Below are 12822 nucleotides of genomic sequence, written 5' to 3' on the forward strand. Positions count from 1 at the left end.
GAGTCAACAACAACGACAACAGAAAGTACGACTGAGCCAACAACAACGACAACAGAAAGTACAACTGAGTCAACAACAACGACAACAGAAAGTACGACTGAGCCAACAACAACGACAACAGAAAGTACAACTGAGTCAACAACGACGACAACAGAAAGTACGACTGAGCCAACAACAGTACTACCAGGTAAAGATGGATCAAATAAGGGTGGAAAAACACCTGTAAAATCAAATAAAAAATCTTCTTTACCAAGTACAGGAGAAAGCACAACATTGTGGTCATCAATTCTAGGTTTACTTATCATTGGTTTATCTGTATCAGGATTTATTTATCTTAAATCTAAAAAATCATAGTGTTTTAACTTTGATTTTTAGGAGTATTCTTAGACGTAGTTCTGAGAATGCTTAGCTACGGAAAGTTTTCCGTAGCTTTTTTGTAACCTAATAGACTTTGTCTCTTTCTTATAATATGTTAAACTATTAGAAAGAGTTTTGAACTCGTGAAAAAGATTGGAAGGCACTATGAAATTATCACTACTGATTACTTTCTACAATGAAGAGAAGATGATTGCTCTGACTCATGCGGCTATGTCAAAGCAGCTTGAGGATTTGGTAGCAGATCAAAGGCTAGATGATTATGAATTACTCTACATTGATGATGGGAGTAAGGACCAGACTTTTCCAATGATGCAGGAAATTGCAGAGCAGGATAGTCATGTTCGCTATATCAGCTTGAGTCGTAACTTTGGGCGTGAGGGTGGTATTCTAGCGGGCTTTAAATACGCAACGGGAGATGCAGTCATGGTTATGGATGGTGATTTACAGCATCCACCTAGTCTCATTCCACAGTTTATTGCGGCTTATAAAGAAGGCTACGACTTGGTTAGCGGTCAACGTGATCGAACGGGCGAGTCTCGTCTAGGGAGCCTCTTTGCTCACCTTTTCTATGCCTTTTCAAATTTTGCAATGGATGTGCGTTTGACTGATGGAAAATCTGAATTGAAGCTTTTGAGCCGTCGAGCAGTTGATACATTTCTAGCTCTCCCAGAATATAATCGCTTTAATAAGGGATTGTACGAGTGGATTGGCTTCAATGAGAAGGTAATCAAGTATAAAAATCAGGTAAGACAGGCTGGCAAGAGTAAGTTTGGCTTCAAAAAATCCTTTAACTATGCCATTCAAGGGATTATCTCTTTTAATGATAAACCTCTGCGTATTTGCATTCAGTTTGGTCTCGTAAGTATTGGTTTAGCCCTGATTTATCTGCTCTTTGAGTTTGTCAGATTCTTTACAGATCCTGGTCATACTGTCAGCGGATACTTTACAACCATTGCCTCTATTATTTTATTTAGTGGTGTTCAGTTGATATCAATTGGTATTCTTGGAGAGTACATCGGAAAGATCTATTATGAGGTTAAACGCAGGCCCCACTTCATTGTTGGAGAGACCAATATTGAAGAAGCTAGAGAGGATAGAGTGGGATAATCGTGAAAAATAAGATAAGTTCATGGTGTCAAGTTGTTGTCAACAAGTGTCAACCTCTTGTCAACTTTATTGAAAAACATAAAAAAGCCACGGTTTTAAGTCTCAGTGCGCTACTACCAATGACAATCATTCTGGTAGTTTGGGCCTTTATGGGAATGTTTCCATTTGGGACAAAGACCTTGATGGCGGTTGACTTTGGTCAGCAGTATATTAGTTTCTATGGCTTGTTGAAGGAATCTATTTTGTCAGGTGATTTGTCTGCCTTCTCTTACTCCTTTACCAAGTCGCTCGGCGGTCCGATGATTGGTGTTTTGGCTTATTATCTCTTGAGTCCCTTTAACATCATTTATATCCTGACGCCCTTAAATCAATTTGCCTGGGCTGTCTTTCTGACAATCTGGTTGCGTTATGGGGCTATTGGTTTGAGCTTTGCTTATCTTTTGGTTAGACGCTATCGCGGACTGGACAAGCATCCCTGGTTGGTGCCGATTTTTGCTTCAACTTATGCCTTGTCAGGTATGCTGGTTTCCTATCAGATGAATACCATCTTTTATGATGCTATGATTATGTTGCCTTTGGTGATTATCGCCTTGGAAGAGCTGTTGGATGGAGCTAGACCATTTCGTTATATGCTGGTCCTAGCGATCACCATGTTCTTGCAATTCTACATGGGCTACATGATCTGTATCTTCATTGCCCTCTACGCCTGCTATTATGTATCCCCTCGTTTGGCTGGTCATGATTCTAGGAAAAAAGCTTTGCTAGCTTTCTTTAAGCCTCTCTTAAAGACTTTGGGTTATTCGATCTTGGCAGTAGTGTCAACAGCTGCGCTGCTCTATCCAGTTGTGCTCAACCTGATGGAGAGTAAGGGGCAAGTAAGTACAGGAATGACCTTCAAGTGGGCCTTGCAAATCAATCCTCTCGATATTCTATCTAAGTTGGTTATCGGTGGTTTTGATACCACATCTGGTTGGTCAGCAGGACCAAACCTTCCTAATATCTATGTTGGAGCCTTCGCTCTTGTTGGCTTCATTCTCTTCTTCAAATTTGCTCAAGTGGCTAGGGAACGCAAGATTGCTGCAGCTATTGTTGTCTTTATCTTCTTCCTGTCATTTGTCCACGAATTTACGAGTCAGATCTGGCATATGGGACAAAATCCAGCTGGATTCTTCTATCGTTTTTCATGGATTCTCTCCTTCTTCATGGTTCTTCTTGCCTTTCAGGCAATCAATGAGAACCCTCGTCTGACTTGGAAGGGCTTGGGGATCGGGAGTATCCTTGTTGGAGCTAGCGCTCTTTATGTAGCTAGTCAAACCTATACCTATATTTCAACGAAACAACCAAAGGCAGTCTCTAGCTTTGTCAAGTCTCATAGAGAGCTTGTAGCCCTTCTTATCACGGCTATCTTCCTTGGGTTGGCCTATCTGGTTTGGAGATATCTAGACAAGAAACAGTGGATTAAGGTGGTTTGGATGGGGCTTTGCCTCCTAGCAATCCCACTAAGTATCAATTTGCTTAGTAAGGGATACTTGTTTACACAGCTGTCATTAACCCTAATGGCATTTGGCTTCGTCTTTCTTATTTTCTACTTTGGACCTAAGCGTTTAGGCTTTGCTATTTTGGCATTGATGACCATCGCAGAGCTGGGTTACAATGCCTATCTGTCACAGGTGACCTTGGGTTACGCTGACGCAGCTAAGTTTAGCGATGCAGCAGTTTCTGTTAAGAAGGTGACGGATGCAATTCAGAAGGATAGTTCTGATAAGTTCTATCGCATTGCCATGACCTTTGCCTACTCTAACACAACGCCGTCCTTGATCTCCTATCCTGGTTTGAGTAGTTTTAGTTCAAGCTTGGAAGGTTCTACGATTGATCTCTTTTCTTACATGGGAGATGTCGGTGTTAATGCGGCAACCCGTTATGCCAACGGAACTGCTTTGACAGATGCCCTTTACGGAGTTCGCTATTATGTTGACCGAAAGGATTACACGACAGAAGAAGTCAATGCAAATCCTGATAAGATGTACTTCTCACGCATGACTAGCCGTCTCGATATTCCTGACAATTATCCAAATACAGTCTATGAAGATGATCGTTATGTTGTCTATGAAAATCCAAATGTCTTCTCAATCGCTTTTGGGACAAATTCGGTGACTCAGAGTATAAAGTTTGGACAGAATAATCCTGTATCTAACCAGAATATCATCCTAAATAGTATGGCTGGAACAAATGTGAACTATTTTGAACTCTTTAGTTTCTCTGATGTTGAGGTTGAAAATATGACTGAAACAACAGATGCTAACGGACAAACGATTTACAAGCGTATTGATAAGAATCAGCTCGGCATTATCCGCTACAAGGTCGTTCCTAAGAGTAACTACACTTACTATTTCCTCACACCTTATCTGCTTAAGCAGACAAGAGGTCATGTCTCTATTTTGCTGAATAATCAGTGGCTCAATAATCAGCAGAGCTATTCTCAAAAACAACTCTGGCAGTTGACCAATAATACGGAAGGTCAGGAGACCGTGCTGGAATTCCGCTTTGATACGGATGATGACGTCAATATGACTGGAGCAGGACTGGTTCGTGCCAATGGTCAGGCTATTCGAGATGTTGTCAAAGAACGTGAAAAACAAAGCATGACGGTAACCAATTGGACCAATACAAGTGTTGATGGAACCGTTGATATTACCGATGACAGTGATGTCATGATGACAACAATTCCTTATAGCAAGGGCTGGACTGTGACTGTGGATGGCAAAAAGGTAGAAACCAAGAAAACTTGGGGTAGCCTCTTATCCTTCCCAATCACATCTGGAGAGCATACCATCAAGATGCACTACACAACACCTGGACTTTATCTGGGAATCGTGATTTCCCTCCTAGATATCCTCTTTATCGCCTATCTGAAATGGCGAGAGAATATTCATGATTGGTTCAAGTTCCGTTTTACAAATAAAATCTAAAAAAGCGCCATTTGGCGCTTTTTTAGAATGTAGACAAACCTAACTTTCAACGGAATTGGATACAAAAGCTCTGCTTGTTTAAAATAAATTTTCCGATTTCATGCGAGCGTTAGCGAGTACTCAAAAGATACTTCCGCCGTGATGAAAGTATAAGAAATGCCTATATAAAAGCATTTCTTATACTCGGAATGTTTGAGACATGAGGCTCAAACATTAGTCATGGAATTCCGTAGGAAGTCGCTGACGCCCGAAATCACTTAAGGAAGTATCAAGAAAAAGACTTTTTCTTATAGATTACTTTCTTGCAGGTGGTAGCGGATGGTGACATTGATGTAATGCCAGATGACTAGGATGAGGCAAAGGGTGACAAACCAGATAGCCATGTCAGAAACTAGATGAATAAGGCTAGCAGAGATGATTGCGCCTGTTATAAAGCTGACTACGGTGATACTGTAATTGATGGCTTGGCGTTTCATGGCAGGGTCTTGTTTTTGACGACCAATCAGTCGATACCAAGAGACCAGCATCTTACGGTAATTGCCAGAAGTCATCAAGATGGTATAGGGATGTGACTCAATCTTACTATCTGTAAAGGTTATCATGAGAAGCCCAGTAGAAAAGGCGAGAAGCATGACCCAAAGATAGGAGATATGAGGAAGAAAGGGCAGAATTCCACTAACGATGAGTAAGGGAATGATGTTGTGAATTCTCCAGAAGGCTGTTTTAGCCCTGTCTTTAACGAAGACCCCTGTCAAAAATCCTATGGAAAAGAAGAGGATGGACAGACACTTGAGCAGACTACTTTCCAAGCCGTGATTGTTGAAATCAGAAATAAGGAGAACAATATTTCCTGTCTGTGTGGCAACGAGAGTACCAAATCTCATGTGAGAAAAGACGTCCAAAGCTCCGCCGATTAGCCCAAGGAGGATAGCAGTTAGGCGGCTATGTTGGGGAGGGTAGTTTAGTTTTGGCAAGGTAATACCTCCAAATAATCTTGATTTTTAAGGATGGAGGACCTAGAGGATGCTAGTAAGGTCTTTCCAATCCTTATTTTATGTCTTCTATTATAGCACTTCTTATTTGAACTGAATAAGTTTTGAAATGAGAATAAATATTCGGAAATAGCCTGAAATCGTGTCCAAATATTCTAAAATTGTTTTGATTTGAGTCAAAACATGTTATACTATCACAATGAGTTATAGTAGGTTATGATGGAGGTAAAAGCATGACCCTAGAAAAAATCTTGGCATCTCTTGATGAGATTAAGGATTGGCAGGAGGAGACTTATAAGCATCTTCATGCGCATCCTGAATTGTCTATGCAGGAAAGTGAGACGGTTAAGTTTATTGAAGAGACTTTAACAAGCTATGGCTACGATACTCAGGTCATCGGAGGCGGTGTTGTTGGTGTCTTGGTCAATGGAGCAGGACCTAAGGTGCTCTTTCGAGCAGATATCGACGGTCTGCCTGTCAAAGAGGAGACTGGTCTGGCTTACGCTTCACAGGTTGAAATGACTGACAAGGACGGACAGACTGTCCCAGTTATGCATGCCTGCGGTCATGACACTCATATCACAGCTGGACTGGGTGCTGCATGGGCGCTGGCTCAACACAAGGACTCTTGGTCTGGGACTTACATTGCCCTCTTTCAGCCTGGTGAGGAGATTGCGGCTGGTGCCAAGTCTATGCTTGCAGACGGCTTGGTTGACCGCATTCCCAAGCCGGATGTGGCGCTGGCTCAGCATGTTCTGACGACGCCAGAGGCGGGCAAGGTCGGCAGTAAGGTCGGTCCTTTCCTTTCCAGCGCAGCTTCCCTCAAGGTTGTGGTCAAGGGGCAGGGGGCTCATGGTTCCATGCCTAACCTCAGTATTGACCCCATCGTTATTGGCTCTGCTATTGTTTCCAAATTGCAGAGCATCGTAGCTAGAGAAGTAGATCCCTTCAAGTTCGCAGTCGTTACCGTGGGGTCATTTCAAGCAGGGCTCAAGGCAAATATTATCCCTGATAAGGCGACCCTTTTGCTCAATATCCGTGCCTATGATGAAGAGGTCAAGGAGCAATTGTTGGCAGCCATTCGACGCATCGTCCTAGCTGAATGTCAGGCAGGGGGCTGTCTGGAGGAGCCAGAGATTTCAGTCTTTGATAACTATCCCTTGACGACCAATGACGCTCAGGTTAGAGCGCGCGTGGCGTCAGCCTTTGAAGATTATCTCGGTCAGGAAAATGTGGTCACCTATGACCCAATGACAGCCTCAGAGGACTTTTCATACATCGCTCAGGCTTTTGATATTCCTTATCTCTACTGGGGATTTGGTGGCTTTGTGGCAGGTCAGGATGTCTATCCTAACCACAGCCCCAAATTTGCGCCAGCTATTCAACCAACTTTGGAAACAGGAACCAAGGCAGCTCTTATCGCTGCTTACTCATATCTAGGAAAATAGGAGAAGATTTTTCATGTCACAAGAAAACTATGTCGGAACCAACAAACTGCTTGTCGGTTTGGTTCTTGCTGTTTTGTCATTCTGGCTCTTTGCTCAGTCATTGCTTAATATTTCACCTGCTGTGCAGCAGTCTTTGGGACTGGCAGATGCAACTATCACAACTGGGGTATCGATTACATCTTTGATTGCAGGGCTTTTCATCGTTGTTGCGGGTGGCTTTGCTGACCGCTTTGGTCGTGTCAAGTTCTCACTCTTTGGACTTGGGCTTAACATCCTGGGTTCACTTTGCTTGGTCCTTGCGACGAGCGCTCCGCTATTTCTCGCAGGGCGTGTCCTCCAAGGTTTCGCCTCAGCCTGCATCATGCCTGCGACCCTGGCTTTGGTGAAGGCTTACTATGAGGGTGAAAATCGTCAGCGTGCTGTCAGCTACTGGTCTATGGGGACTTGGGGTGGAACAGGTCTAGCTTCTTTCTTCGGCGGTGCTGTGTCTGGTGCCTTGGGTTGGAAGTATATCTTCATCTTCTCAATCATCGCTTCAGTCACCAGCTTTGCCTTGATTTGGGGAACACCTGAGTCTAAGGTTGACAACCCTGTCAAGGGCTTCGACTACTTGGGGCTTGTGATTTTCATTGTGTCAATGCTGGCGCTGAACTTGGGTATTACCTCTGTTAAGGAAAATGGTTTTGCAAGTAAGACACTGATTTACCTAGCCATTTTTGCTATCTCACTAGCAATCTTCTACTTTGTTGAGAAGAGTAAGACAATCAAGTTTATCGACTTTAAACTCTTTAGCAACAAGTATTTCTTGGGAGCTAGTCTGTCAAACTTCCTTCTCAATACCGTTGCAGGTACGCTTATTGTCATCAATACCTACCTTCAAAAAGGACGTGGTTTGAGTGCATCAACATCAGGTCTTCTGTCTCTGGGCTATCTTGCCTGCGTTTTGATTACCATTCGTATCGGTGAAGTTCTCTTGAAAAAATGGGGTGCCCGTAAGCCAATGCTTTTGGGACCATGCATCACTTTTATCGGTGTCTTGTTGATGACCTTGGTTAACATTCAAGGCTCAGCCTACTATGTTGTTGTCTTTATCGGTTATGCCCTCTTTGGAACAGGACTTGGAATCTATGCTACGCCATCAACAGATACAGCCATTTCACACGTTGATGAAGCAGAAGTCGGAGCAGCATCAGGTATTTATAAAATGGCTAGCTCTCTAGGAAATTCCCTAGGAACAGCTATCTCACTGACAGTCTTTCTAGCCTTCTCAGCTAGCGGCAATTATGACCAAGCTGCACTTTCAGGCTTGATCACAAACCTCATCTGCTGTGCCCTATCAATCACCTCAATTTTACTTATCGTACCTAACGAAAAATAAGAACAAACCGTCTTTTCAAAAGTGAAGAGACGGTTTTGTTTTTGGAAAATAAAAAGAAAGAACGCTGAATTCTCAACGTTCTTTCAGGAGATTTATGAGTTCAAAAGTCCAGTGGACTTTTGAAGGGGTGACCCAGAAATGGGAAAGTCACCCTTTGACAAAATAAAATGAAAAAACGTTGAATTCTCAACGCTCTTTCAGGAGATTTATGAAAAAGATACGTCCACTGTTTGGGCTTTAGCCCATTTACAGTGGTGGATACCGAACTTGTTCGGTGAAAGTTTATTTAGGATTAACTATAGTATACAGCTGTCGTCTTAAAACATTCTTAACGGTTAAAAAATATTTTAGTCTTGGTCTCCATAGTAATAGGCTGCGGTTGCTCCTCCGTCGATAAGGAAGGTTGAGCCTGTGATGAATTGGGCACGTTCGTTCATGATAAGCTCAGCGACATCAGCGACTTCGTCAGCTGTTCCTGGGCGACCCGCTGGTGATTTGGCAAACATATTTTTGTAGAAGTCGCCACGAGGTCCGTTGAATTCATCTAGGGCAAGCGGTGTCACGATAATACCAGGTGCGATGTCATTGATACGGGCACCTCGTTTGCCCCATTTAACAGCTTCAGCCATAACACGTTTTTCATTGCCACGTTTTGCCAATTGGTAGGCATGGAGGCTATCTGTGATATGTTCAGTTTGAAGGAAGTCGAGGCTAAGCAAGTCTTCAGTTGCTGTTGTTGCTAATTGAGCATCTTGTTCAGCAGTAAGGGCAGGCATACGGAAGCCTGATTGGCTTGAGATGGTGACACCAGCACCACCAGCTTCAATGACTTTTCCAACTTCTTCCAAAAGCACAGCTGTTCCGTACAAGTCTACCTTGAGAACTGTTTCGATAGAGGCTTGAGATGGTGAGACACCGGCACCATTGACCAAATATTTGATAGGACCAAAGGTTTGTCCAAGGGCAATCATAGCCTTGATTGACTCACGAGATGAAAGGTCCATCTCAACTGTTTCGACATCGTAGCCAGCTTCAAGTAGCACTTGCCCGATTTTCTTAGCATTTTCAAGCGATTTGTCGCCGAGAATAATCTTTTTACCGTAGCCAATACGGCGAGCGATAGCGAGTGAGAGTTGACCTGCACCAGTTACTAATAAAACATCTTTAGACATGAGATTTTCCTCCTAGTTTCTAACAATTCCGAGATTTTCTTTGAGATATTGACTTGGGTTTTGGACCATTTTTGTTACCAGCGAAGCAATGGCAGAGCGGGCAATGGTGTTCCCTGTGATGATTTCCCCTTTGGGGAAGAGTTGATAAGACTGGTCACTATTATTATCAAACCATCCTGGTCGTAATATCGTATAATCCAAATCTGAGGCTTCTAACAAGTCAGCAGCCTTGCGGTAGGGTTTTAAAATAGGATCGACACGACCATTTTGTCCAGGAAGTTCACCATAGATACCGTATGATGAAATGAAGACAATCCGCTTACTGCCCACCTTGTCCATGGCTGTCATGACTTGGCTGAGGAGTTTTGGAAGGTTGCCAGAAAGGGCAACAAAGACCAAATCTGCCCCAGCGACAGCATTTTCAAGAGTAGCCGTATCAGAGACATCTGCTGCCAAGCGAGTCGTTCTAGCCTGATCTTCTAGACGGTCAGCAGAGCGAGCGTAGAGAACTAGCTCCGCATCTGTCTGTTCCAAGAGAGCTTTTTGTGCGGCACGACCGAGAGAACCTGTCGCACCGATAATGGTTACTTTTGTCATTTGATTTCCTTTCTTTTAGTAAAATCACTTCCATTGTTGGATTTTCTACTTTATTGCTTTTCTTAAGTAGTGCGGGGCGGAAGCGACCGACTTTGTCGTTCCATTCCTTTTTAGCGAGCCTGGGTCTCGCTACCCCCTCGTGCTAGAAGCTTTCAGTTCTAGCACTTTCACTACGGCGAAAAGCAACTTGGTCACTTAAAACAGTATCCTAGACTGTTTTAGAACTTCAGTCGTCCCACAGCACAGCTGGTACTTCTATACTTTTATGGTTTTATTATAGAGATTTTTAATCTTGTTACTCAGTAAATCTTTGTTTATAGTAGGCGAGTACCAACGAAAATTGTTCTAATAAGTGCTAGCGACCTGTTTGATAACTTGCCAGCGGCCGTCAATTTTTTGAAAGAACATGTGAATTTGAAGAGGCCAGACAGAAGGACCAGCTCCCCAAATGCGAGCTTTAACACGGCTTTGCCCAATCAGACTTGCCTTGTCACCATTGATTTGGATATCTTTGATAGCCTCCTCTTTCCAAGAGTAGTATTTCATCTCTTGGCTGTCGATTTGGTCTAACCATTCAGAAACGGGTTGCTGATAGCCAGTCATGTGTACCAAGAGCGTGTCTTCCTTGAGAATTTTTTGGAGTTTTTCAGTATCTCTGTCTACCATGGCTTGGTTGATGTCACGGTAGATATTAATGAGAATTTCGCGGTCTGACATAGCTGACCTTCCTTTCATTAAGATACAAAGGGACCTTCCAGCTTGTTGCTGTTCCCTCGTTCATTTTCACTTGATGACTCTAGTATAATTCTCTATAATAAAATTATCCAATACTTATTTTCTATTATTTATTTAAAAATTTTATAGTGAACTGAATAAAGGTTAGGACGTCGTTAAGTCGCTTTGATGAACGTCAGTTCTATCTGCAACTCCTTGCCTAGTCCTATTGAATGATACAAAGCCCGCCAAAAACGATTGAATTTTAGGGCTTGTTCTAATTCCTTTCTCAGTCCACTATATAAGAGGCGCTATGAATAGTAAACAAATGACCTATCTTATCGAGACAGCTAAGACTTTGAATTTGAGTCGCGCAGCTGAAAATCTCTATATCTCTCAGCCATCTCTATCTTACCAAATCAAGGTGATTGAAGAGGAAGTGGGCTTTGCTATTTTCGACCGTATCGGAAAGAGTATCCGCATGACACCTGCAGGTCAGGAGCTTGTTACCTCTCTGCAGAGGATTTCGAGAGAGCTTCAGTTTGCCATCGAGCAGGCGCAGAATATGGGGGAGGCTTATCAGAGTTCGATTAAGCTGGGCTTTCCTGCCCGTTCGACCCTCTACTATCTGCCAGAGGCTATGCGTTTGTTTGAGGAGAAGCAGCCGACGGTGCAGATTGTGCCAGAGATTCAGGCGGTCAGCGATACGATTTCTGCCTTTATGCAGAGGGATTTGGATATGATTTTGCTACCACGTGATGAGGCGGAGAAGCTGACTGGAGTTGCCATTCACCCGCTTTTTGTCAGCCACATCTATCTCCTTTGTCAGCAGTCGGATAAATTGGCAGAGCTGGACAAGGTTAGGACGGAAGATTTGGCAGGGCGGACTCTTTTGGTCAATGGAGGATCTTCGCCTACCCTGCGTAAGGTTCAGCAGAGAGTAGTAGACACCGTACCAATCCATACCTACAACAGCCCAACACATGATTTTACCCTTATTCAGGTTGCTAGTGGCAAGGCAATCTGTCTGTCACCAGGATATCTTAATGACCACTCAGAACAATTTGCTTGGATCCCCTTTGACTGCCCAGAAGAATTTGACTATGTTCTGGTGATCCATCAAGACAACCGCACCCCTAGCATTAAAGTCCTTATCGATATTCTTAGCGACCTCTATCAGCAGTCGGAATTGAATTTATAAAAAAACAAACCCAACTTTGAAAGTTGGGCTTGTTTAGGAGATTTACGGGTACGGATACCTTTAGGTAGTTCAAAAGTCCAGTGGACTTTTGAAGGGGTGACCCAGAAATGGGAAAGTCACCCTTGACAAAATAAAATAAAAGAACGATGAGTTTTCAACGTTCTTTTAGGAGATTTATGAAAAAGATACGTCCACTGTTTGGGCTTTAGCCCATTTACAGTGGCGGATACCGAATGTGTTCGGTGAAAGTTTTAGGATGGTTATAGTATATAAAGCCATGCTTAAATGATTCTTAAAGGAAATCAAGGATTTAAAAATCTGTCTCTCACAGGTTATGCCTGCTGAAAACAAAAAGTAAGCTCAACAAGGAAGTAGAGCCTACTTAGGAGATTTATGAAAAAGAAAAGTTTATTTAGGATTGAGTATAGTATATAGTTGTCGTCTTAAAACATCCTTAAAAGAATGCAATATATTTTCAGCCAAGCAAAAAAGCCCATTTGGGCTTTTTTCTGTCTTATCATACCCCCTACAGGGCTCGAACCTGTGACCCATGGATTAAGAGTCCACTGCTCTACCAACTGAGCTAAGGAGGCATAAGAAAGAGCTGTATTGGTACCGATAATTCACGTTTTGTATTGAACCCGCGACGTATAAAGCAGGTGGGCGACGCGTCTCTAACTTCAGTCGCTTCTGGGTGAGCCAGCTTGCACACTGTCAGAGAACCTTTGTCTCCCGAAAAATACAAAAATTAGTCGGTCAACACTTAGATGTGAATTCGTATACCACAGCAAGATTTCTATGTACTTATGATACCACTTTTCAAAATAATTTCAAGAGGAAATCTCAAAAAAGTGCAAACGTTTTCT

Annotated in this window: 10 protein-coding genes, 1 tRNA gene and 1 other RNA gene; 6 read left to right on the forward strand and 6 right to left on the reverse strand. The window is 42.9% G+C overall.

What is annotated here, in order from left to right; all coding sequences use genetic code 11:
• The 3 genes from JOC28_RS02740 to pgfM1 form a co-directional block, all read left to right on the forward strand.
• Window positions 1-354: LPXTG cell wall anchor domain-containing protein (locus tag JOC28_RS02740; RefSeq protein ID WP_205009117.1), on the forward strand; the 354-nt coding region annotated here is incomplete at its 5' end.
• Between the two features lie 168 nt (window positions 355-522).
• Window positions 523-1485 carry a glycosyltransferase PgfS gene (gene pgfS / locus JOC28_RS02745; RefSeq protein WP_205009118.1) on the forward strand — a complete coding sequence of 321 codons (963 nt, stop codon included), beginning with the start codon at window positions 523-525 and terminating at the stop codon, window positions 1483-1485.
• Between the two features lie 68 nt (window positions 1486-1553).
• A complete protein-coding gene (gene pgfM1, locus JOC28_RS02750; RefSeq protein ID WP_417774514.1) occupies window positions 1554-4454 on the forward strand; it encodes a glycosyltransferase PgfM1 in 2901 nt (966 codons plus the stop codon).
• Window positions 4455-4741: 287 nt separating this feature from the next.
• Here the strand turns inward: pgfM1 and JOC28_RS02755 are convergent, their stop codons facing one another.
• Window positions 4742-5428: a YoaK family protein gene (locus JOC28_RS02755; RefSeq protein ID WP_205009119.1), complete on the reverse strand. Its 687-nt coding sequence runs from the start codon at window positions 5426-5428 to the stop codon at window positions 4742-4744.
• 251 nt (window positions 5429-5679) lie between these two features.
• On the opposite strand from JOC28_RS02755, the gene JOC28_RS02760 reads away from it, so the two are divergent.
• Together JOC28_RS02760 and JOC28_RS02765 are read left to right on the forward strand one after the other, a co-directional pair.
• The gene (locus tag JOC28_RS02760) at window positions 5680-6894 is read left to right on the forward strand and encodes an amidohydrolase (RefSeq protein ID WP_205009120.1); all 1215 of its coding nucleotides are present in this window, start codon (window positions 5680-5682) and stop codon (window positions 6892-6894) included.
• A gap of 13 nt (window positions 6895-6907) precedes the next feature.
• The gene (locus JOC28_RS02765) at window positions 6908-8272 is read left to right on the forward strand and encodes an MFS transporter (RefSeq protein ID WP_205009121.1); all 1365 of its coding nucleotides are present in this window, start codon (window positions 6908-6910) and stop codon (window positions 8270-8272) included.
• Window positions 8273-8619: 347 nt separating this feature from the next.
• Here JOC28_RS02765 and JOC28_RS02770 read toward each other — a convergent pair whose 3' ends face one another.
• The 3 genes from JOC28_RS02770 to JOC28_RS02780 form a co-directional block, all read right to left on the reverse strand.
• Entirely contained in the window at window positions 8620-9444 is an 825-nt protein-coding gene (locus tag JOC28_RS02770) for an SDR family oxidoreductase (RefSeq protein ID WP_205009122.1), read from the reverse strand.
• A gap of 12 nt (window positions 9445-9456) precedes the next feature.
• Window positions 9457-10041, reverse strand: a complete 585-nt coding sequence (locus JOC28_RS02775) for an NAD(P)H-binding protein (RefSeq protein WP_205009123.1) — start codon at window positions 10039-10041, stop codon at window positions 9457-9459.
• A gap of 345 nt (window positions 10042-10386) precedes the next feature.
• The gene (locus JOC28_RS02780) at window positions 10387-10758 is read right to left on the reverse strand and encodes a nuclear transport factor 2 family protein (RefSeq protein WP_205009124.1); all 372 of its coding nucleotides are present in this window, start codon (window positions 10756-10758) and stop codon (window positions 10387-10389) included.
• Window positions 10759-11068: 310 nt separating this feature from the next.
• On the opposite strand from JOC28_RS02780, the gene JOC28_RS02785 reads away from it, so the two are divergent.
• Window positions 11069-11956 carry a LysR family transcriptional regulator gene (locus tag JOC28_RS02785; RefSeq protein WP_205009125.1) on the forward strand — a complete coding sequence of 296 codons (888 nt, stop codon included), beginning with the start codon at window positions 11069-11071 and terminating at the stop codon, window positions 11954-11956.
• A gap of 520 nt (window positions 11957-12476) precedes the next feature.
• Here the strand turns inward: JOC28_RS02785 and JOC28_RS02790 are convergent.
• Window positions 12477-12549: transfer RNA gene (locus JOC28_RS02790), tRNA-Lys, on the reverse strand.
• 4 nt (window positions 12550-12553) lie between these two features.
• Window positions 12554-12750, reverse strand: a non-coding RNA gene (gene ssrS / locus JOC28_RS02795) — 6S RNA.
• Window positions 12751-12822 lie beyond the last annotated feature (72 nt).

The organism is Streptococcus loxodontisalivarius (assembly GCF_016908645.1).
GTDB classification, from domain to species: Bacteria; Bacillota; Bacilli; order Lactobacillales; family Streptococcaceae; genus Streptococcus; species Streptococcus loxodontisalivarius.

What these genes read in the sequence shown, in the direction of transcription:
- JOC28_RS02765 (WP_205009121.1), top strand. Translation starts at nt 6,908, where the DNA reads ATGTCACAAGAAAACTATGTCGGAACCAACAAACTGCTTGTCGGTTTG.
- JOC28_RS02780 (WP_205009124.1), bottom strand. Translation starts at nt 10,758, where the DNA reads ATGTCAGACCGCGAAATTCTCATTAATATCTACCGTGACATCAACCAA.
- pgfS (WP_205009118.1), top strand. Translation starts at nt 523, where the DNA reads ATGAAATTATCACTACTGATTACTTTCTACAATGAAGAGAAGATGATT.
- JOC28_RS02785 (WP_205009125.1), top strand. Translation starts at nt 11,069, where the DNA reads ATGAATAGTAAACAAATGACCTATCTTATCGAGACAGCTAAGACTTTG.
- JOC28_RS02760 (WP_205009120.1), top strand. Translation starts at nt 5,680, where the DNA reads ATGACCCTAGAAAAAATCTTGGCATCTCTTGATGAGATTAAGGATTGG.
- JOC28_RS02775 (WP_205009123.1), bottom strand. Translation starts at nt 10,041, where the DNA reads ATGACAAAAGTAACCATTATCGGTGCGACAGGTTCTCTCGGTCGTGCC.
- JOC28_RS02770 (WP_205009122.1), bottom strand. Translation starts at nt 9,444, where the DNA reads ATGTCTAAAGATGTTTTATTAGTAACTGGTGCAGGTCAACTCTCACTC.